Source organism: Pseudoxanthomonas mexicana, from assembly GCF_014397415.1.
GTDB classification, from domain to species: Bacteria; Pseudomonadota; Gammaproteobacteria; order Xanthomonadales; family Xanthomonadaceae; genus Pseudoxanthomonas_A; species Pseudoxanthomonas_A mexicana.
The window spans coordinates 1,380,557-1,400,945 of the sequence record NZ_CP060731.1; the positions used below are offsets into that span (position 1 = coordinate 1,380,557).

Consider the following 20,389-nt stretch of genomic DNA (forward strand, 5'->3'; position numbering starts at 1 on the left):
CGGAGCTTGCTCCGCTGCTCCCGGGAAAGTCGATGCGATCCCAGGCCAGGCTTCAGCGGGCGAGTCCGGCCCGTCGCTCAATACTTCCAGCCCATCTTCCGATAGAACTTGCTGAGCACCCACACCGGTCCGATCAGCAGGTAGGTGAGGTCGGTCAGGAAGCTCGGCTTCTTGCCTTCGATCTTGTGGCCGATGAACTGCGCGATCCAGGCCAGCACGAAGACGGCGATGGCGAGGTAGAGCAGGTTCTGCAGGCCCAGCAGCGCTTCCAGCCAGCGCGTCAGCCAGGCCATCGCGATGAAGATGGCCAGCATGCCGAAGCCCAGTGGACGGGACAGTTTGTAGTAGTACATCCAGGCGGCGAACATCGCCAGGGCCGCCCACGCGCCGGACTTGATCCAGGTGCCGAACACCGGGATGCACCACAGCAGCGCCACCACCGTCCACAGGATGGTGGGCACGGCGAACACATGGATCAGCTGGTTGGTGTCGTTCTGGTGGTCGCCGGAATAGCTGGCGAACCAGCGGTCCACCGGACGTTGCGCGGTCGCGTTCATTCATCCCTCCCGAGGGTGGCAGTGCGGCAGGGTATGGAGCATACCCCAGCCCGGACAGGACGGGCGGGCCGGCCATCGCAACATCGTAGGAGCGGGCCATGCCCGCGATGCCCTTCGACCAGCGTGCGCAAAAGCATCGCGGGCATGGCCCGCTCCTACAGGGCCGCGTTCGCTCAGTCGACCGTGATGCCGGCCAGCTTCTGCAGCGCCTCGGCGTACTTGGCGCGCGTGCGCTCGATGACCTCGGCTGGCAGCGACGGCCCGGGTGCGGTCTTGTTCCAGTCCAGCGTCTCCAGGTAGTCGCGCACGAACTGCTTGTCGTAGCTCGGCGGGCTGGTGCCGACCTCGTACTGGTCCGCGGGCCAGTAGCGTGAGGAATCCGGCGTCAGCATCTCGTCCATGATGTACAGGCGGCCGTCCTCGTCCGTGCCGAATTCGAACTTGGTGTCGGCCAGCAGGATGCCGCGTTCGGCGGCGAAATCGGCGGCGAAGCGGTAGATGCGCAGGGTGGCGTCGCGCACGCGTTCGGCCAGCTCCGCGCCCACGGTCTTCACCATGGCGTCGAAATCGATGTTCTCGTCGTGGTCGCCGACGGCGGCCTTGGTCGACGGGGTGAAGATCGGTTCGGCCAGCTTCTCGGCCTGGCGCAGGCCGTTGGGCAGCTCGATGCCGCTGACCTTGCCGGTGCGCTGGTAGTCCTTCCAGCCGCTGCCGATCAGATAGCCGCGGGCGATCGCTTCCACCGGCACGGGCTTGAGCTTCTTCGTCACCACCGCGCGCCTGGCATACAGCGACGCATCCACGCCGGCCGGCAGCACCGACGCGACATCGATGCCGGTCAGGTGGTTGGGCATCAGGTGCGCGGTCTTGGCGAACCAGAAATTGGAGATCTGGCAGAGCATCTCGCCCTTGCCGGGAATCGGGTCGGGCAGCACCACGTCGAACGCGGACAGGCGGTCGGTGGCCACCATCAGCAGGCAGTCGCCCTCGGGCGCATCGGCGGGCAGGCGGTCGCGGGGCAGGTCGAACACGTCGCGGACCTTGCCGCGGTGGCGCAGGGTGAGGCCGGGCAGATCGGATTGGAGCAACGTCGTGGGCACAAACACTCCTTGGGGAGTTCCGGAAACCAGCGAGGCGTACAGCGTCGTGGGGGCGTGCGGCAGGCCGTGCGCCCGTGCCCCGGGGTGGCCCTTCACCCGCTGCTGCGGGGCCAGGTACCGGACCGGGCCGCGTAGTGTACGGCGCTTGGGGCCCGCGTGTGCCGTAAAATGACGCGATTGCCGGAGAAGGCGGGCCGAATGAAGCGCTGGTACGGAAAACTGCTGGGATTCGTGGCCGGTTGGCTGCTGATGCGCCACCCGCTGGGCGGCCTGGTCGGCCTGATCATCGGCCATGCGTTCGACGAGGACTGGTTCAGGCTCAGCCGCGACAACCCGTACCGGGTGTTCGACCTGACCAGCGATGCCAGCGACGCCGAGATCGACCAGGCCTATCGCCGGCTTATCTCCCAGTACCACCCCGACAAGATGGCCGGCGCCGCGGATGATCTTCGCCGCCAGGCCGAACGCAAGGCCGGCGAGATCAACGCCGCCTACGACCGCATCAAGACCCTGCGCAAGCGCAAGTGAGCCCCTCCATGTCGAACTGCATCATCGCCCCGTCCATCCTGTCCGCCGACTTCGCCCGCCTGGGCGAGGAAGTCGACAACGTGCTGAAGGCCGGCGCCGACTGGGTGCACTTCGACGTGATGGACAACCATTACGTGCCCAACCTGACCATCGGCCCGATGGTGTGCAGCGCGCTGCGCAAGCACGGCGTCACCGCGCCGATCGACGTACACCTGATGGTGGAGCCGGTGGACCGCATCGTGCCGGACTTCGCCGAGGCCGGCGCCAGCATCATCAGCTTCCACCCGGAAGCCTCGAAGCACGTGCACCGCACCATCCAGCTGATCAAGTCGCTCGGCTGCAAGGCCGGCCTGGTGCTCAACCCCGGCACGCCGGTCGAGGTGCTGGACTGGGTGCTGCCGGAACTGGACCTGGTACTGCTGATGTCGGTGAACCCGGGCTTCGGCGGGCAGACCTTCATCCCGTCGGCGCTGGACAAGCTGCGCGCCGTGCGCGCGATGATCGACAAGACCGGCAAGGACATCCGCCTGGAGATCGACGGCGGCGTGAAGGCCGACAACATCGGCCAGATCGCGGCGGCGGGCGCGGATGCCTTCGTCGCCGGTTCGGCGATCTTCAACGCCCCGGACTATGCGGATGTCATCGCCCGCATGCGCGCCGCGGTCGCCGACGCGCGCGGCGCCTGACAAAGCAGAAGGGCGATGGCCTTCGCCACCGCCCCGGAAGAATTGGAGGCTGATCCTGCCTCCGCCCGTCGTCCCTGCTATGGCCTTTCACGTTACGCGGGATCTGTGACGGACAGATGACGATGGCTGGGCAGTTGTAGGAGCGACGTGAGTCGCGACCGCATGCTGTCGCCGCCAGCGAACCTGTCTACCCGAGAACCCTGGGACTGATGATCCGCGGTCGCGACTCACGTCGCTCCTACAGGAGAGCGGCTATCCTCGTGCGTCCCCGAAGGAACCTCCTATGCCCCCACCGCACTGGCGCCTGATCCTCAACGGTAAATCCGCCGGTGACGATGACCTGCGCGCGGCCGTGCAGACCCTGCGCGAGACAGGCATCGTCCTGGACGTGCGCGTCACCTGGGAAGACGGCGATGCCGAGCGCTATGTCGCCGAGGCCATCGCCGACGGCGTCGATACGGTGATTGCGGCCGGCGGGGACGGCACCTTGAGTGAGGTCGCCACCACGCTGGCGCATCGCGACGCGACCGCCGACGCGCTGCCCTCGCTGGGACTGGTGCCGCTGGGCACCGCCAACGATTTCGCCACGGCAGCCGGCATCCCCGACGGACCACTGGCGGCGTTGCAGCTGGTTCGCGAGGTGGGGGCCGCGCCGCTCGACCTGTTGCGCATCGACGCCGACGATGGCACCCACTGGTGCGCGAACCTGGCCAGTGGCGGCTTCGGTACCGAAGTGACGGTGGAAACGGACGAGGGGCTGAAGAAGATGCTCGGCGGCCTGGCGTACCTGATCACCGGCATCGCCCGGCTCGGCCGCATCGATCCCCTGCAGGCCCGGCTGCGCGGACCGGACTTCGCGTGGGAGGGCGACCTGATCGCCCTCGGGATCGGCAACGGCCGGCAGGCCGGGGGAGGCCAAGCGCTGTGCCCCGATGCGCTGGTCGACGACGGCCAGCTGGACCTGACGATCGTCCCCGACCTCTCCGGCGATGTCGCGGCCACCGTGGGCACCCTGATCAAGGAGGGCAAGCATGCGGCACTGGACCGGGTGGCGACCCGCATCCGCCTTCCGTGGGTGGAGCTGGCCTCCGACGAACCGCTGACGCTCAATCTGGATGGCGAGCCGGTGGCCTCCCGCCGCTTCCGCGTCGACTGCGTGGCGGGGCGCGTGCGGATGCACCTGCCCCTGGCATGCCCGTTGCGCCTGAAACCATGCGCATAGTGGTCGGTCGGCGGCCGCATCGGGTAGAGTAGGGGCGTGTCCCACCCCACGCGCCCGCTTTCCCAATTTTCCGCACGCCGCAGCTGGCGATGGTGGCCCGTAGCCGTCGCCCGCCTCGCCATCGCGTCCCGGAAGGAAAGCCCGCTTGATCCCGCACGACCCGTTCCAGCAGTTCGCTGCTGAAGGCTTCAACCGCATCCCCGTTGTCCGTGAAGTGCTGTCCGACCTGGACACGCCGCTCTCGGTCTACCTGAAGCTCGCCGACGCGCCGCACACCTACCTGTTCGAATCGGTGGAAGGCGGCGAACGCTTCGGTCGCTACTCCATCATCGGCCTGCCGGTGCGGCGCGTGGTCACCTTCCATGGCCATCGCCTGGAAATCCGTGATCAGGGCCAGCTGGTCGAGGCGCGCGAGGTCGAAGACCCGTTCGCCGAAGTCGAGGCGCTGCGTGCGGCGTATTCGGTGCCGCGCCTGCCGGACCTGCCGGGGTTTACCGGCGGCCTGGTGGGCTGGTTCGGCTTCGAGTGCATCGGCTACATCGAGCCGCGGCTCGCCACGGGCGACAAGCCGGACGAACTCGGTACGCCCGACATCCTGCTGATGCTGTCGGAGGAAGTCGCGGTCTTCGACAACCTCAAGGGCCGTCTCTACCTGATCGTGCACGCCGATCCACGCGAACCGGGTGCGTGGGAACGGGCGCAGGCGCGGCTGGATGCGCTGACCGCCAAGCTGCGCCAGCCCGGCTCCTATCCCGCGCCGATCACCCGCGACGTGCTGGACGAAAGCCACTTCGTGTCCGGCTTCACCCATGACGGCTTCATCGCCGCGGTGGAGCAGTCGAAGGAATACATCCGCGCCGGCGACATCTTCCAGGTGGTGCTGAGCCAGCGCCTGAGCGTGCCGTTCAATGCGCGTCCCGTCGATGTGTACCGCGCGCTGCGCGCGCTGAATCCGTCGCCGTACATGTACTTCCTCGATGTCGGCGACGTGCAGGTGGTGGGTTCGTCGCCGGAGATCCTGGTGCGCCTGGAACGGGGCGAGGTCACCGTGCGACCGATCGCCGGCACCCGTCCGCGTGGGAAGACGCACGATGAGGATCTCGCGCTGGAAGCCGAGTTGCTCGCCGATCCTAAGGAACGTGCCGAGCACCTGATGCTGATCGACCTGGGCCGCAACGACACCGGCCGGGTGTCGGAGGCCGGCACGGTGCAGGTAGGCGAGCAGTTCGTCATCGAGCGCTACAGCCACGTCATGCACATCGTCAGCGAAGTCACCGGCAGGCTGCTGCCCGGACTGAGCTATGCCGACGTGCTGCGTGCGACGTTCCCCGCCGGTACGGTCAGCGGCGCGCCTAAGATCCGCGCGCTGGAAGTGATCCGCGAACTGGAGCCGATCAAGCGCAACGTCTATGCCGGCAGCATCGGCTACATCGGCTGGCACGGCGATGCCGACACCGCCATCGCCATCCGCACCGCCGTCATCAAGGACGGCCGCCTGCACGTGCAGGCCGGCGCCGGCATCGTCTACGACTCCGATCCCGAGAAGGAATGGGACGAGACGATGAACAAGGGCCGTGCGCTGTTTCGTGCGGTCGCGGAAGCGGCGAAGGGATTGTGATGGAGATCGCCACAGACAACGCCAGGATCAGCCTGCGCAACGACTACAGCGAGGGTGCACATCCACGCCTGCTGCAGGCGTTGGCCGTCGCGAGCGCCGAGGTCAACCGGGGCTATGGTCTCGATGTCCACAGCGCACGCGCCGCCGCGTTGATCCGCGACCGCCTGGGTCGTGACGCCGACGTCCATTTCCTGGCCGGCGGCACCCAGACCAACCTCGTCGCGCTGGCGGCTTTCCTCCGTCCGCACGAAGCGGTGATCGCGCCGGCCAGCGGCCATATCGCCACGCACGAGACCGGCGCCATCGAGGCCAGCGGCCACAAGGTGCTGACGGTCGCCACGCCGGACGGCAAGCTGAGTCCGGCGTTGATCCGGCCGTGTATCGACGGCCACCACGGCGAGCACATGGTGAAGCCGCGGCTGGTCTACATCTCCAACAGCACGGAATGGGGAACCGTCTACAGCGCCGAGGAACTGCAGGCGCTGGGCGGCTTCTGTCGCGATCACGGCCTGCTGCTCTACGTCGACGGCGCGCGTCTTGCCTCGGCGTTGACGACCGAATGCAATGACGTCGACCTCGCCTTGCTGGCCGGGCAGGCCGATGCGTTCTACATCGGTGGCACCAAGAACGGTGCGTTGCTGGGCGAGGCGCTGGTCATCGTCAATCCGGTCCTGTGCACGGATTTCCGCCACATCATCAAGCAGCGCGGCGCGATGCTCGCCAAGGGCATGGTGGTGGGGGCGCAGTTCGAAGCGATGTTCGAGGACGGCCTGTACTTCGTGCTGGCCACGCATGCGAACGCCATGGCGGCGAGGCTGCGCGAGATCCTGCAGCGGGCCGGCGTGCCGTTGGCCGTCGAATCGCCCAGCAACCAGGTGTTTCCGGTGCTGCCGGACGCGGTGGTGGAGCGCCTGCGGTCGTTCGTCGAGTTCGAAACCTGGGAGCGGCGAGGCGACGGGACCACGGTGATCCGGCTGATGACGTCGTGGGCGACGCCGGAGTCCGACATCGAGGCGTTCGCGGCGACTTTCTCCGCGCTGTATACAGAGGGTCGGGCCGTTGGTGCCGCCCAGCAGGCACAAGGAGCCTGACCGATGCTGTTGATGATCGATAACTACGATTGAGGTCTACTGGCGTCTATCAACCTCCATGGAACAACTCTAAGTCTATGTTTTTAAAGGGTTGATCGTCCATCGAGCGATTCTGAAAGCTGGACAAATCCAGTGCTCATGTGTGTAATGGAGTGTGTAACGGGCCAAACTGGAGGCGTTATACACATGGCACTCACAGCACTCAATCTTCTCTCGGCGCGCAAAGTGGAAACGGCGCAGCCCAGGCCCAAGGTGTACCAACTCCGGGACGGAGGCAGCCTCTTTTTGCGCGTTCAGCCCAACGGCTCCAAGCTCTGGTGGTACCGCTACCGGCTGGGCGGCGCTGAACAGGTGTACTCAATCGGGGTGTACCCAAAGGTCACGCTGGAGGCAGCCCGTGCGGAACGGGACCGGGCAAAGGCGTTGGTCAAGAAGGGCCTCGACCCCATCGTGGAGAAAAAGGCGGCGATCGCCCTCCAGGCCGACACATACGAACGCACGTTCGAGACCGTTGCTCGGGAGTGGATCGTCAGCAATGCTCACTGGAGCGAGTACTACACCAACCAGGTCACCAGCTACCTTGAGAAGGATGTTTTCCCCCGGATTGGCAAGTTGCCGATCAGCAGCATCAGGGCTCCACATCTGCGCCCCATCATCAAGGATGTGGCGGCTCGTGGCGCGAAGACTGTGGCGATCCTCATCCGCCAGTGGTGTGGGCAAATCTTCAGTTATGCGGCTGCCCAAGGTCTCTGCGAATACGATCCTGCCGCCTTGCTCAAGGGACTGGTCAAGCGCCCTCAGGTCCGCCACAACCCTCCGTTGACATGGGCAGAGATCCCGGACTTTCTCAATCGTGTGGACAACGAAGGGGGTTACCAGACGACAGTCCTCGCCCTCAAGCTGATGGCTTTGACCTACGTGCGCACCGTAGAACTGCGCAAGGCCTCCTGGGAAGAGTTCGACCTGGACAACGCCATGTGGTCGATTCCGTCCGAGCGCATGAAGATGCGACGCCCCCATCTGGTTCCCCTGTCACGGCAGGCGGTGGCCGCTCTTAGGGAACTACATGCTCTAACTGGCGGCGGCAAAGTATTGTTCCCGAGCTACAGAAAGCCGGGACAAGTGATGTCGGCAACGACGCTCAATCAAGCACTCAAGCGCATGGGTTATGGCGGACGGTTTTCGTCCCATGGCTTCCGCTCGACCGCAACGACGATCCTTGGACTGTTGGGATATCCGGAGAAGCGGGTCGATCTTCAACTCGCTCATTCCAAAAAGAGCAAGGACTCATCGCGCGCGCCCTACGATCACACGAAGTTTGTGGAGTCCCGCAAGGTAATCATGCAGGACTGGGCTGACATCCTTGACTCATTGCAGGCAGGGAAACCCGTTGAAGGGGTCACGAAGGCGTTTGGCCCCATGTCGAAGCGTAGAACGGCGCTGCTCCGTGTCATAGAGCGCGAGTGATGTCTGCTGCTTGGCGAGTGGAATGCCTAATGCACGTGTAGCACCTTGAACTGAAGACGCAGAACGAGGACATTGGCACTCGACTAGGTTGGAGCATTCTTGGCGACCTGCAGTGCTCTGCGCTCGAACCGCTCTGAAACAACGTCGGCTTGTCCGCAGGGCCGCTGCAGGTGGGTCACGATCTCGTAGGGTCCGTCAGACAGCGGCCGTGTGTGAATGCCCCATCCCTGCGCATGCTCAATGCGCGATTGCGCGGATACCCCGACGCCGTAGCCGGCAGCGACCCATAGCGCGATCATCTCGAAGGAAGAGACACGCTGAATGTTCTGTTGACTCACCGCGGGAAGAGAAGGCAGCCGCTGATCCAGCAAAGGGCAATTCTCTGCAGGCCAGCGAAAGACGGAGTAGTCCAACAGTTCGGCGATCGTGAGCTTCGCCTGGTCAAGTAAGGGAAAGCGCAACGGCATGGCGACGGCCATGTTCTCGGTCCATAGAGGTTGGCTTTTCAGCGACGGATCGCTCGATCCTTCAAGCGTCATGCCCGCGTCGTAGCGGCCTTCCCGAAGTCCCGCAATCAAATCATCGGCTGTGACCTCATGAAACGAAATGGTGACTTCCGGCTCTTCCGCACGCTGCAACGCAAGCAATGCCGAAAGATGCGATGACGGTACGCCAGGCGCTATGGCAAGCCTGAAATTGGAAAAGGAAAACTGGCTGGTGGCGTCGTGCATGAGAGCCCCCACAAAGCGATCGGATCAAAAAGGCGAGCCACCATGATAGCCAAAAGAGATATCTTTAACGTGGTTAAATTCGGTCGATTGATCGACGCTTCTGGTGATGCAGAAGCGCAGCGTTCAACCGGGCCGCCCCCCTGGCACAACCACCTATGAAGCCGAGCCGGCACTGGCCTTCGGCCAAGCGGTGCGTGCTGCCCGCTTGGCGCAGGGAGTCGCTCAGGATGAATTCGCGTCCATGGCTGGTATAGCTCGCTCGCATATGGGCAAGATCGAGCGTGGGGAGCACATGCCCACGCTCGCATTGATACTGAAAATCTCCGCTGCCCTCAGCATAAGTGCGGCAGAGCTGATGAGTGCAACGGAACGCAATCTTCGTGCCGATGCCCAATCTTAAGTGGTGCGGTCCGTTGCGTCAGTCGCTCGAAGGGTCCCGGAGGCGGTCGATAAATCGCACCAGCGAAGCCGATGAGTTGCTGCTTTCGAGTCGAAGCAGGTAGGTGGTGATCACGGCTGTATCCAGCGCCAATGGACGGATCACCACGTCCGGTCGCTGGCTGACCGGAATCTTGGTCGCCGTCATGAAGCCCACGCCGTAGCCGGCACCGACCAAGGTGAGCATCATGTCCAGCGAGGAAACCTCCTCAACGACATTCAGTTTGTGTTCCTGGGTCTGCAGGAGGCGCGCCAACTCGCGGCAGTAGCCTTCGCACACCTGGGGATCGCACAGGACAAGAGGATGCCCCCGGAGTTCATGGAGTGGAACCTCCTTGTGGACGAGCAGTGCGTGCCGGGCTGGCAAGGCGACCACCAGCGGGTCCTGCCAGATAGGTTCGGCGACGATGCCATCACCGACGTCGGCGGTATGAGCGAATCCGATGCAGAAGTCGCCCGAGCGCAGGCCGCGCAACTGCTCGGCCAAAGGCACTTCGGACATCCGTATCTCGATCTCGGGTTCTTCGGCACGGCAACGGGCTAGAAACGCCGACAGCCGGGGATCGAGCGCGCCGTCGGATACGGCGATGCGCAGGCTGCCTCGCAAGCCCGCCGCGACAGCCTTGACGTTCTCGCGGGCCTGCTCCAGGACGGTGAATAGCCGGCGAGTGTCCTGCAGGAACACGGCACCCGCAGCGGTCAGTCGGGTGCCCCGGCGGTCCCGGTCGAAGAGCACAGCGCCTAACTCGTCCTCAAGCTCCTTGATGGCGCGGGACAGAGGAGGTTGCTCAATGTGAAGACGCTCAGCCGCCCGTGTGAAATGAAGTTCTTCGGCCAAAACGATAAAGCAACGCAGGTGCCGCAGTTCCATGAGCAATGTTCCTATTCAGGCGCTGACGACCTCCTTCTGTTTGCTCCACGCGATGCAGGTTGAAAACTTCTTTTAAGCGATGTTTTTTCATATGTTCTTGAGCATGAGATGTAGGCGTTCAACTTTTCCAAACGAGAGGCCGGGCTGTGTTTGACCGAGCATTCAAGAGCCCTGTTTATCCACGGCGCTAAGGTTCAATCTTTACAATGTCCCCAATGCCTTGTACGTATGCGAGTGCATAGGCCATCTCTCCAGAGGTTTGCGCATGCAAAAACATCAATGGTTGTCCGCGTGTTATCTCGTCACCTAAGCGCACCTGCAATTGAATCCCTGCGGCTGGACTCTCAGGCGCACCGGCCAATTTGGCTAAACGAGAAAGCTTACGGTTGTCGATGTGTACTGCTCGGCCTGAAGTGGTTGCCAAAAGCGGTTCGACATAGAGAGCTTGGGGCGGCTCACGAAATCCCCCCTGAGCCGCGCAGATTCTCTGAAATTTTTCCCACGCGCGGCCACTGCTGATCGTCTCATGAGCCAACCGAAGTCCCTCCCCTTCTTTGGCGACGCCGCCAAGCTCAAGCACCGCGCCCGCCACCAACGCCACGCGGTCACATAGGTCTTGCGGCGCATCCGCCTCGTTGCGCAATACGGCCAACACGTCGCGCGCCTCCAACGCCGGGCCGATACCTCTGCCGACAGGCTGATTCCCGTCTGTAAACAGGCAACGCAATACAAGGCCAAATGACGCGGCGACTTCCGAAAGGTGATGCGCAAGATGCTCGGCAGTTTCCCGGCTGCGGACTTTTGCGGTTGGCCCAACCGGAATATCGATCACGATGTGGGTCGCCCCTGCTGCAATCTTCTTGGATAACACCGAGGCAATCAGTTGTCCTTGCGTGTCGATATCCAGTTCACGCTCAATACGCACGAAGATGTCGTCCGCGGGGCTGAGGTGCATCGCGCCGCCCCACGCCACGCATCCACCCTCTTTCTCCACGACCTTTCTGAGCGTATCCAGGTCCAGGTCTACAGGAGCCAGCGTTTCCATGGTGTCCGCGGTGCCAGCGGGAGAGGTGATGGCGCGTGATGAGGTCTTGGGCATCACCAATCCATTGGCTGCGGCGATGGCAACCACCAACGGCGTGGTGCGATTTCCCGGTAATCCGCCCACGCAATGCTTGTCCACAACAATCGGAGCCTGCCATTGCAGGTGATCCCCGACATCGACCATCGCACGGGTGAGATGGATGGTCTCTTGCATATCCAGAGGCAGTACCGCCGTTGCGGTCAGGAAGGCCGAAAGTGCGACATCGGTATAGCGACCATCGACCACATCACGGACGATCGCCTGCAACTCCGTCGTTTGCAGTCGGTGGCCGTGAATTCGCGCACGCACGGCCGACAACGATTCGAGCAGCGGAGGATGCCGAACCTGCACAAGATCGCCCTCATGAATGTCCAGGGCATCCCAGGCGGCCTCGGACAGAGCGATCTGTCCGGTTTTGAGCAGATCGCTGTCGATTTGGTACAGTAGCGCTTGCACAGTGCGGTCGCCGGCAATGATCAGTACCTGTGACCGCGGTGCCAGCCCTTCGGCACGGCAGACATGGCAATCGGTACGCATCAAGACGACGGGTTGATGCTGGGCATGCAGTCGCATGCGCAATGCTTGCAAGGCGGGTGTCTGGGGAGTGATGCGGGCACTCACAGGGCGAACTCCTGGTTTTGCATGGGCACCGATGCGTGCCATTTGAGTTCGCGCTGGATACGTTCGCGCAGCGCCTCGGAGGCATCGGATTCACCGTGAACAATGAACACCCCTTCCGGCGCCCGGGTAAAGCCGCCCAGCCATCGCATCAGTTCATCGCTGTCGGCATGAGCCGACAACATCGGAAGCTCGGCGACCTCCGCATTGATCGGCATCCAGCGTCCATGAATCTTGACTTCGCGAGCGCCCTCAAGCAGTTTGCGTCCGCGCGTACCTGCGGCCTGAAATCCAGAGAACAGCAGCGTGTTCTGATGAATGCCGCCAAACGCTTCTATGTGATGCAACACGCGGCCACCGGTGGCCATGCCGCTGGCGGAAATAATCACCTTGGGGTAGCGATTCGCCGATAGTGCCTTGGACTCTTCAACGTCGCGCACGTATTTGACTTCCGAAAATGCGGCCTCGAAATCGTGTTGCGTGAGCTTGTGGTCGTCGGAGTGGCGGTGCAGCAGCACAGTTGCGTTGGTGGCCATCGGACTGTCCAGATAGACGGGCACGTTGCGGAGCCGACCGCGCTGTCGCAGCAGCCACAAGTCGTAGATCAACGACTGCGCTCGTCCCACGGCAAAAGCGGGAATTACCACCGTGCCTCCGCGGCGAGTCGTGCGCTCGATGATGTCGCCCAGCGCTTCGACGGCATCGGAACGGTCATGACGACGATTGCCATAGGTGGACTCGATGATGATGTAGTCCGCTTCCGTGACTGGTTCAGGATCAGGCATGACCATGTCGTCAAAGCGTCCCAAGTCGCCGGAGAACACCAAACGCTTGCCGCCAATGTCGATCTGAGCCGTCGCCGCCCCAAGAATGTGACCGGCGCTGCGCAGCAGTAGACGGGCATTGCCCGGCAATTCAGTCTCTTGATGCAGCGGCACCGGTTTGAACTGCAGGAGCGTACGTTCTGCATCCCGAACCCGATACAGCGGAAGGGCTGGCTTGTGTTTGGAAAATCCTTTTCGATTGGCGAAATCGGCGTCCTTCTCCTGCAACCAGGCGCTGTCGAGTAGGATGAGTTCGGCGACATCTCGCGTGGCTGAGGTCGAGAAAATCTTCCCGCGGAACCCGTCCAGCACCAATCGGGGCAGATACCCACAATGATCCAGGTGCGCATGCGTTAATACGACCGCATCGATGTCCTTGGGCTCAACTGCCAGGCGCTGCCAGTTAAGTTCGCGCAGGTTTTTCAATCCCTGGAACAGTCCGCAGTCGATCAAGATGCGGGTATTGCCATGGGTGATAAGGTGTTTGGAGCCGGTGACGGTGCCGGCACCGCCCAGGCTGGTCAATGAGAGCATGTATTTGTCTCCCCTCTTGTTTGTGGGTTGTGAAATCAGGAACCGGCGCGGTCGCCGCGGACCGCGTCAGAACCACTTGAAATTCGCTCGTCGGTCGCGGCCGCAGCAACCTGCGAACTGTTCCGGCCGGTCACTTGCGCAGCGGCATAGATGGCGTCCACCCAGGTGCAGCGGTTGGCGATCAACATTCCAGCCACATCGAGCGTGCCGCCGCGGTTGATGTAGCCCAAAGCCCGCGTCTTCGAGGTGCCGCTGTCAATGCGGCGCAGCACACCCAGCATCGGCTCTGGGCGGGTATGGCTTATTAACACGCGAGGCAAGTGAGGCGGGAAGAGTGCTTGCAGGGCTTCGTCACCGACCACGAAGGTGGCCTCAAGGTCATCTCGCGGAATGCGCAGGCGGCCGGGTTCGATCACTACAGTGACGCACGACGCAAGTCCATGGCGCTCCAGGCGGGCGTGGGCTTTGAACGCTTCCTCCAACTGGTAGGCGCCAATCACCACGAACTGCAGTTGTGCTGTAGCCGGATCGCCGGCTACATGGGCTGCTCCGTGCTCAACCAGCGATTGAGCGGCGGCGGCGTTGAAGTGATTCGGCGTGTCGCGCTTGGAGACCACCACACAGGCCACTTGGCCCCGGCTGGCGTAGACCGCTCGCAGCGCGGCGGACGCCGTGTTGGCATCCACCGGGAACAACACGCGTGCGGTGTCCGACATCTCCCCCAGCAATGCTTCGCCAATGGTCGGGTCCTGGTGTGACTGCTCGTTCTTGCTGTTCTCCCAGGTGTGGGATGTGACGATCAGCGGGACGGAGATCCAGCCTGGCGGCTGGCCCAGCTCCTTCTGCCGACGCGCGAAGATGATCTCCTGGCGCATCAATCCAAGCATCTTGACCGCGAATGCCTCGTAGCTGACGATCAGGTTCAGCCCCCCTTTGTTGGCGAGGGCGGCGGCCGCAACGGCTTCTTCATTGAGTGCGGTGACCACCGAGCCATCCGTCGATTCCGGGACGCCGGGTTCGGGCACGTTGACGCGGTGCTTGAGCAGCGCTAGCGTGGTCCCCATCTTGTTGCTGGCCAGTTCATCGGGATTGCCGATCCGGATGCGCAACTGTGGATTTGCCTGCACTAGCTCCACGAACCAACGGTCCAGTGCGGACATGGCGCTGCCCGATACCTCAGTTGGCGCCCAGGCCGGCATCGGCAGATGAGGGCTCGCTGGATGGCGTAGGGCCATGGGGTGCTCGCTTTCGCGCGAGCGCTGGCTCTGGCCGTGATTCGCAAGGACGGTGAGCGCGTTTTCCAGTTCGCTCTCGGGCACGAACAGCGCCGCAGCCCCTGCGTTGAAGGCCTCGCGTGCCTGCGCATCCTCGCGCGGATTGCCGTTCAGCGGCAGGTTGTGGGCGGCATTGGTCGCCGCGCCCGGGAAGCCAAAACCTTTCTCCGTCTCGGCGATCACGTAGGGCAGCTTGACCGGATAGCGCCGATCCGAGCGTGCGGCGAAGGCGCTCAGCGTGTCTTCGGCTTCAACAATGGCCCATGCGATCGCCATCGGATCACGTCCATCAACGATGACGGGATCGAAGCCGTTGTGGCGCAGATCTTCGGCCAGCCAGGTAGCGCCACCTTCCTGCACGATCTGGGTGCGCTGCTCGATGCGCCGTCCGTTGAGAATCATGACCGGGATGGCGAAGCCGCAGTCCTCGGCGCGCCACCAGCGCGGCGCCCAGTCCGAGCCACGTTGTTCCTCGAAAGCGCCATCACTGAGGAATGCCACCAGGCTTTCTCCCGGCAACGGCGTGTGCACATACTGCAGCCCGGCGAACCCCAGATAGCCGCCTTCGGAGATCGCGCCGGCCGTGTTCGGCCCGGCATGGCTACCCAGCGGTACCGCGGGCCGACCCTGCTTATCGATGGCATAGGAGTAGAAGTCCGCGATCAAACGCGACAGGCCCGCCTCGCTGCGGTCGTAGCGTCCACGCTGGGCGGCGGATACATCGCCGGTCAGTGCGTTCACCGCCTCGATCGCGGCCACGCAGTGCCCCTGCCCCATGAGCCAGCCGCGTGTCGTCCCGGTCAGCGCGTTGGCCAACAGATAACCCACGAAGGCTGGCACCATGTTGAGCGAGCCGCCGGTGTGGCCTTCGGGCGTTTGTTTGAAATCATCGGAGCCCAGTGGGCAGCCGCTTCGGTCGATGCGCCGGGCATAGGTCATATGCGCCACTACGCTCATGGCCGTGCAGGCCACCCGGTCGGCTGCAGCCAGCAGCGCATGGGCCGAGGCTTCGTCTGCTATACGCCTTTGCGCGACCAGACGTTGCACTAGGGCCTGCATACGTTCGATGGTTTCAGACCTGTGCGCGATGGGCCCGTAACCAGCACGCCAATCGGTTGCGAGGTTAGCTTGAGAGGACATTTCAGGTCTCCTTGAAAATAGTTGGATCGATAAAAAGATCAGCCTCGCGGATCGGTTTTCCCGCTAGAGAGAGCGTCGGCAATCAGCGAAGCGAGACCAATCCGGTTGCTCGGATGCGGTACTGCGTCGGTGGACGTAATTCGGGCAAACAACGGTGTCAATTGGGCCCAGGCATCCTCGGCGAACAGGGCATGCACCACTACGCACTCCGGCTTGCGCATTCCTTGCTCGGCGAGCTTGCGCGCCGCGACGGCGAGCGTGCGGCCTGATGATGCGATGTCGTCCACAAGCACCGGCGTTCTGCCGCGCCAGATCGACAGGTCGGGAACATCGATGTCCACGCTGCGATCGCCATGGCGTGTCTTGCGAAGCACAGCGTGCGGTACGCCGATGCGGGACGCGATGGCGCCGGCCCACTGCTCGCTTTCCTCGTCGGGGCCCACGATCAAAGGTTCTTCGACATGATTCGCGATCCAGTCGGCCAGCAGTGGTGCGGCATGCAAGGTGATGGTGGGGATCGTGTAGACCGCTGATAGTGTCGGATAGCGGTGCAGATGCGGATCCACCGTGAGCAGCTTGTCGAAGGTCGATGAGACCAGACGTGCGAAGGACCGCGACGTCACGCTTTCTCCGTCATGGAATCGCTTGTCCTGGCGCATGTAGGCCAGATACGGTGCTATCAGGTTCACCTCTTGCGCGCCAAGTTCGCGCGCCGCGTCAGCGGCAAAAGCCAGAAGCAGGAACTGCGGATCAGGATGGGCCAGCGTGCAAATCACATCCACGATCCGATCGGCAGGTTCGCCATGCAACCGGACATAGCTCTCGCCATCGGGGAATCGGCGCGTTTCGATGCGGCCGGCTTCGCTGCCGCATGCCTGCGCGATGCCGCGGGCCAGATCTTCATTGCCGGGTAGGGCCAGGGTGAGTCGTTGCATCCATTTATCTCCTTATTTGTTGTCCTTGGTCTCTTATCGAGCGCGGGTGCCTTATCGTTCAGCTCGCTGTGTTCACCTTGCCAACTGGCTAATGACGACGGCATTGGCAGTACTGCGTCGACGTGGTAGCTCCACAAGCAACCAGGCTCTTGTCATGAACAGCAACAGAGTGGCTTGCATGGCGTTCAAGGAATCGATCTGCATCAGAATCGCCGTCCTACGGTGATCGTTCCGTAGACCGGGATTTCGTTTTGTCCCCGGAATTCGCGTGTGCGGTGGTAGCGGGCTATCGCGATGCGCCAATTGCCCTGGGTAATCGCGACGCCGTAGCCGACATCCGCCACGAGTGACCGTTTATCCACGCTATGGCTGGACTTGAAGGTATTGCCGTCCAACGTGATGTCGTGCAGAACCCAGCGAGCGTCTAGCGCCACGAAGAGGTGGCCGTTCCAGTTGCTGCCAGCGGTCGTGCGCACGGGCGAGGTGTTCTCTCCGGCAGGCCGTAGCGGTGCCGTGCCTAAATCATCAGGCAGGCGCAGCCCATAGCGCAGTTCTCCACCGACATTCGCGTAGGTGGCGAAGTTGCCGAAGCTGCCACCCCAGTGGCGGGTCAGATCCCAGCCCCAACCGCTGACGTCTTCTTGCCTGAAGACTCGTGTTCGGCGTTCGTGCAGCAACTGCAGCACAGGCTCGTCGCGCAGTTGGTGTCGCCAGCCATTGAATTTGTCGACGCCGATGGTGTCATGCCACCAGTTCTGGGTTTGCCTGGCCAAGGAGGAGGGGCCCACAACACCGACGCGGATTTGTGAGGTACGCAGCGTATCGCCGCGCCGCGCGTTGTAGCCGAAGCTCAACATCATTGCGCCCGCGAAAGGACGATCATCCTTGATGAGATCGCTGCGCGTTTTGTCGTTCGGGGTGTACATCATCTGCCCGAAGCCGATGGTCATGTTCTGTTCGTCGAAGCCTTGGGGTTGGAGCATCGTGAGAAAGCGATTCAGCCCACGGACGAGACGCGGTAGACAAGGGTCATCGCTATAGTCCACGAGGTTGGGGGAAACCCAACTGGCGAGAAACCCGTTGGAGTACCCTTGGTCTTGTCCAATGCCGCCGAACATGTCGTTGTCGATCCGCAGATTGAGCGTTCCCGTTGAGCGCAGCGGGTTGTCCTGGTGGCAGGACTGGGCCTGTGCGGAGGCGCTCAGCAATAGCAGCAGCAAGGGGGCTGCGACTTTCAGCCTCCATTCAGTTTGGTCGGTGGACTGAACCTTCGTCACGCTGGCGTGCCACCCTGCCCAGGGGTTGCAGTCGCAATGACCGATTGGGGCTGGCGCACCAGCATCACCGGAACTGGTGCGATGCGAGCGAGCTGCTCTGCATCGCTTCCCATCAGCAGCCTGTCCACGCCCCGGCGTCCGTGAGTACCCAACACCACCAACTCGCATTGAGTGGTCAGTGCCTGCTGAGCGATGAGCACCGAGACGCGCTCGCCCTTGCTTTCCAGAAGGACGGTCTCAACCGCCAGGCCTTCCTGCCTCAGCCGCAGCGCCGCCTCGTCCAGCAGCTTCTGCCCGGCCGCCAGGAAGCCCGGCCTCACTTCTTCAATATAGATCCTCGGCCTCTCGAAGCCGTTGCTGTGCTTCATCTCCTCGATGACGTGCAGCAAGACGATGGTTGCGCCATTCAGGCGTGCCAGCACCGCAGCGTGGTGGAGCGCCAAATCGGCAGTAGGACTTCCGTCGAGCGGAACCAGGATTCTTGAGTACATGAATGTCTCCAGTTATCAGAGTAGAACGGGATGACGAACAGATATTGCGTATACCGTGTCGCAATAGCGGACGCGGGATACGCTTATTCAGTTGCGTACATATTCCCCTGGGGCGTCGCAAACAGTGGGGTATCCACTGGATTCAGCACCTATGAGCGGAGGCGCAACAACATCACCGGAACGCTCTCGCAGCCACGCCGACCATGCGGGCCACCAGGAATCCGGATGCGTCTGCATCGTCGCTTGCCACTCATCCGGCGCCATGTATCCATCACCGGCCGCGCGGGTATGGATTTGATATTGGCGGTTACCTCGGCCGGGCTCGCTCACGATGCCGCCGTTGTGTCCTCCAGTGGTCAGCACGAAAGTCAGCTCGGCCGAAGACAGGAGATGCAGCTTGTAAACCGAGCGCCAAGGCGCAATATGATCCGAGGCAGTGCCGACGCAAAACACCGGTACAGCGATGTCTCCCACTGAAACGGGGCGACCCGTGACGGGATAACGCCCCGCGCTGAGATCGTTATTCAGGTAAAGGCGTCGGAGATACTGCGAATGCATCTTCGCGGGGAGGCGAGTCCCATCGGCATTCCAAGCCATCAGGTCGGTCATTGCCCGGCGATCGCCCAATAGGTATTCGTCAATCTTGCGAGACCATATGAGATCGTAGGAACGCAGTAGCTGAAAAGCTCCGCTCATCTGGTCGGAGGTCAAATAACCGGTTTGAGCCATGCTGGCTTCCAACAGCGCCACTTGACTCTCGTTGATGAAAAGACTCAGCTCGCCCGGTTCGCTGAAGTCCGTCTGTGCGGCAAGCAGGCTTACCGACACCAGCCGCGTATCGCCATCACGCGCCATGGCTGAAGCACCAATGGCCAGTAGCGTTCCGCCCAGGCAATAACCAGCCGCGTGGACTCCATGCCCGGGGACGACGGAAGTCACAGCGTCCAGCGCTGCATGCAGGCCGAACTCCAGGTACTCATCCATGCCCAAATCTCGATCCTCAGCATCCGGATTTCTCCAGGAGATGCAAAAAACCGTATGCCCTTGCGCAACCAGATACCGTATCAGCGAGTTATGCGGTGACAGATCCAGTACGTAGTACTTCATGATCCAGGCAGGAATGATCAGGATCGGTTCGGGATGGACTTTCTCGGTAGTGGGCGTGTACTGAATCAGTTCGATCAGTCGATTTCTCAGAACGACTTTTCCTTCCGTGACCGCTACGTCGCGCCCAACGACGAAGTTCTCCGTTCCCGCAGGAGGCTCACCGGATAGTTGCCGACGCAAGTCGTCGAGAAAGTTGGACGTCCCCCGCGCTAGATTGGCGCCTTGCTCTGCGATGGTTCTTTTCAGGACAACGGGGTTGAAAACCGCAGCGTTGGCGGGCGAAAGCATTTCCAGCCACTGTTTGGCGCCAAACGCCAGCAGGCGTTGGTGTTTCGGATCCACTCCCCACACCCCCTGCGTGGCCTGCTCCCACCATTTGGTCTGATTGACGAATGAACTGCGGAAAAGGTCGTAGGGCCATTGATCCCATGCAGGATCGTTGAAGCGGCGGTCATTGACAGGTGACCGGTCAGGAGCGGTGGCTCCCCGGTCCGGGTTGGCCGGATTCTTCTTCAATACGGCCATCCATTGCTCGGACAGGGAGGCTGCAAACGCCAAAAGCTCGGCTTGCTTGCCAGGACTGTTTGCTAAATGGCTCGCCCAGTCCACCCACGCGAGCAACGATGTCTCCGGCGAAATAGACGACCAAGCCTGTGCCCAAGCGACATGGGCATCCCCATCCAACTTCGGATTGATGGCTGAGTCGATATTGCCGTTCTTTTTATTCGTCAAAGCGTATTACCTCTATTTCTGCACAAGTAGAAAGAGCCCCTTGCTTGAAAACGGGAGTCGATTG

General features: G+C 62.5%; 18 protein-coding genes. 7 read left to right on the top strand and 11 right to left on the bottom strand.

Features of this window, described 5'->3' with window-relative positions; genetic code table 11:
- Positions 1-77: 77 nt before the first annotated feature.
- Together IAE60_RS06225 and IAE60_RS06230 are read right to left on the bottom strand one after the other, a co-directional pair.
- Entirely contained in the window at positions 78-557 is a 480-nt protein-coding gene (locus IAE60_RS06225) for an Mpo1 family 2-hydroxy fatty acid dioxygenase (protein WP_185895151.1), read from the bottom strand.
- Positions 558-730: 173 nt separating this feature from the next.
- The gene (locus tag IAE60_RS06230; protein ID WP_187574275.1) at positions 731-1,657 is read right to left on the bottom strand and encodes a phosphoribosylaminoimidazolesuccinocarboxamide synthase; all 927 of its coding nucleotides are present in this window, start codon (positions 1,655-1,657) and stop codon (positions 731-733) included.
- A gap of 198 nt (positions 1,658-1,855) precedes the next feature.
- On the opposite strand from IAE60_RS06230, the gene IAE60_RS06235 reads away from it, so the two are divergent.
- The 6 genes from IAE60_RS06235 to IAE60_RS06260 all read left to right on the top strand — a co-directional run bounded on the left by IAE60_RS06235 (position 1,856) and on the right by IAE60_RS06260 (position 8,269).
- Positions 1,856-2,185 carry a J domain-containing protein gene (locus IAE60_RS06235; protein WP_162108152.1) on the top strand — a complete coding sequence of 110 codons (330 nt, stop codon included), beginning with the start codon at positions 1,856-1,858 and terminating at the stop codon, positions 2,183-2,185.
- Positions 2,186-2,193: 8 nt separating this feature from the next.
- Entirely contained in the window at positions 2,194-2,871 is a 678-nt protein-coding gene (gene rpe, locus IAE60_RS06240; RefSeq protein WP_187574276.1) for a ribulose-phosphate 3-epimerase, read from the top strand.
- Positions 2,872-3,154: 283 nt separating this feature from the next.
- The gene (yegS, locus tag IAE60_RS06245; RefSeq protein WP_187574277.1) at positions 3,155-4,093 is read left to right on the top strand and encodes a lipid kinase YegS; all 939 of its coding nucleotides are present in this window, start codon (positions 3,155-3,157) and stop codon (positions 4,091-4,093) included.
- Positions 4,094-4,238: 145 nt separating this feature from the next.
- A complete protein-coding gene (gene trpE, locus IAE60_RS06250; protein ID WP_187574278.1) occupies positions 4,239-5,711 on the top strand; it encodes an anthranilate synthase component I in 1,473 nt (490 codons plus the stop codon).
- Positions 5,711-6,802 (top strand): threonine aldolase family protein, encoded by a 1,092-nt coding sequence (locus IAE60_RS06255; protein WP_187574279.1) that lies wholly within the window; start codon positions 5,711-5,713, stop codon positions 6,800-6,802. The genes trpE and IAE60_RS06255 overlap by 1 nt, the downstream gene beginning before the upstream one ends.
- A gap of 186 nt (positions 6,803-6,988) precedes the next feature.
- Positions 6,989-8,269, top strand: coding sequence for a tyrosine-type recombinase/integrase (locus IAE60_RS06260; protein WP_003060765.1), 1,281 nt, complete (start codon positions 6,989-6,991; stop codon positions 8,267-8,269).
- Positions 8,270-8,352: 83 nt separating this feature from the next.
- Here IAE60_RS06260 and IAE60_RS06265 read toward each other — a convergent pair whose 3' ends face one another.
- Entirely contained in the window at positions 8,353-9,000 is a 648-nt protein-coding gene (locus IAE60_RS06265) for a substrate-binding domain-containing protein (protein WP_020307796.1), read from the bottom strand.
- A gap of 106 nt (positions 9,001-9,106) precedes the next feature.
- Between IAE60_RS06265 and IAE60_RS06270 the strand changes: the two genes are divergently transcribed.
- Positions 9,107-9,400 carry a helix-turn-helix domain-containing protein gene (locus IAE60_RS06270; protein ID WP_003050003.1) on the top strand — a complete coding sequence of 98 codons (294 nt, stop codon included), beginning with the start codon at positions 9,107-9,109 and terminating at the stop codon, positions 9,398-9,400.
- Positions 9,401-9,418: 18 nt separating this feature from the next.
- Here the strand turns inward: IAE60_RS06270 and IAE60_RS06275 are convergent, their stop codons facing one another.
- The 8 genes from IAE60_RS06275 to IAE60_RS06310 form a co-directional block, all read right to left on the bottom strand.
- The gene (locus IAE60_RS06275; protein ID WP_003050005.1) at positions 9,419-10,309 is read right to left on the bottom strand and encodes a LysR family transcriptional regulator; all 891 of its coding nucleotides are present in this window, start codon (positions 10,307-10,309) and stop codon (positions 9,419-9,421) included.
- Positions 10,310-10,496: 187 nt separating this feature from the next.
- Entirely contained in the window at positions 10,497-12,014 is a 1,518-nt protein-coding gene (locus tag IAE60_RS06280) for a thymidine phosphorylase family protein (RefSeq protein WP_020307800.1), read from the bottom strand.
- Positions 12,011-13,369 (bottom strand): MBL fold metallo-hydrolase RNA specificity domain-containing protein, encoded by a 1,359-nt coding sequence (locus tag IAE60_RS06285; RefSeq protein ID WP_026320714.1) that lies wholly within the window; start codon positions 13,367-13,369, stop codon positions 12,011-12,013. The genes IAE60_RS06280 and IAE60_RS06285 overlap by 4 nt, the downstream gene beginning before the upstream one ends.
- A gap of 35 nt (positions 13,370-13,404) precedes the next feature.
- Complete coding sequence (locus IAE60_RS06290) at positions 13,405-15,783, bottom strand: phosphoketolase family protein (protein ID WP_187574280.1); 2,379 nt, start codon at positions 15,781-15,783, stop codon at positions 13,405-13,407.
- Positions 15,784-15,821: 38 nt separating this feature from the next.
- A complete protein-coding gene (locus tag IAE60_RS06295) occupies positions 15,822-16,718 on the bottom strand; it encodes a ribose-phosphate pyrophosphokinase (RefSeq protein ID WP_003050021.1) in 897 nt (298 codons plus the stop codon).
- A 203-nt stretch (positions 16,719-16,921) separates the two neighbouring features.
- Positions 16,922-17,995 carry a lipid A deacylase LpxR family protein gene (locus IAE60_RS06300; protein WP_187574281.1) on the bottom strand — a complete coding sequence of 358 codons (1,074 nt, stop codon included), beginning with the start codon at positions 17,993-17,995 and terminating at the stop codon, positions 16,922-16,924.
- A complete protein-coding gene (locus tag IAE60_RS06305; protein ID WP_018715727.1) occupies positions 17,992-18,486 on the bottom strand; it encodes a universal stress protein in 495 nt (164 codons plus the stop codon). The genes IAE60_RS06300 and IAE60_RS06305 overlap by 4 nt, the downstream gene beginning before the upstream one ends.
- An 87-nt stretch (positions 18,487-18,573) precedes the next feature.
- The gene (locus IAE60_RS06310; RefSeq protein WP_187574282.1) at positions 18,574-20,325 is read right to left on the bottom strand and encodes a PHA/PHB synthase family protein; all 1,752 of its coding nucleotides are present in this window, start codon (positions 20,323-20,325) and stop codon (positions 18,574-18,576) included.
- Positions 20,326-20,389 lie beyond the last annotated feature (64 nt).

Coding starts and splice junctions, on each gene's coding strand:
- IAE60_RS06225 (WP_185895151.1), bottom strand. CDS start 557: ATGAACGCGACCGCGCAACGTCCGGTGGACCGCTGGTTCGCCAGCTAT.
- IAE60_RS06235 (WP_162108152.1), top strand. CDS start 1,856: ATGAAGCGCTGGTACGGAAAACTGCTGGGATTCGTGGCCGGTTGGCTG.
- rpe (WP_187574276.1), top strand. CDS start 2,194: ATGTCGAACTGCATCATCGCCCCGTCCATCCTGTCCGCCGACTTCGCC.
- yegS (WP_187574277.1), top strand. CDS start 3,155: ATGCCCCCACCGCACTGGCGCCTGATCCTCAACGGTAAATCCGCCGGT.
- IAE60_RS06255 (WP_187574279.1), top strand. CDS start 5,711: ATGGAGATCGCCACAGACAACGCCAGGATCAGCCTGCGCAACGACTAC.
- IAE60_RS06260 (WP_003060765.1), top strand. CDS start 6,989: ATGGCACTCACAGCACTCAATCTTCTCTCGGCGCGCAAAGTGGAAACG.
- IAE60_RS06265 (WP_020307796.1), bottom strand. CDS start 9,000: ATGCACGACGCCACCAGCCAGTTTTCCTTTTCCAATTTCAGGCTTGCC.
- IAE60_RS06270 (WP_003050003.1), top strand. CDS start 9,107: ATGCAGAAGCGCAGCGTTCAACCGGGCCGCCCCCCTGGCACAACCACC.
- IAE60_RS06275 (WP_003050005.1), bottom strand. CDS start 10,309: ATGGAACTGCGGCACCTGCGTTGCTTTATCGTTTTGGCCGAAGAACTT.
- IAE60_RS06285 (WP_026320714.1), bottom strand. CDS start 13,369: ATGCTCTCATTGACCAGCCTGGGCGGTGCCGGCACCGTCACCGGCTCC.
- IAE60_RS06290 (WP_187574280.1), bottom strand. CDS start 15,783: ATGTCCTCTCAAGCTAACCTCGCAACCGATTGGCGTGCTGGTTACGGG.
- IAE60_RS06295 (WP_003050021.1), bottom strand. CDS start 16,718: ATGCAACGACTCACCCTGGCCCTACCCGGCAATGAAGATCTGGCCCGC.
- IAE60_RS06305 (WP_018715727.1), bottom strand. CDS start 18,486: ATGTACTCAAGAATCCTGGTTCCGCTCGACGGAAGTCCTACTGCCGAT.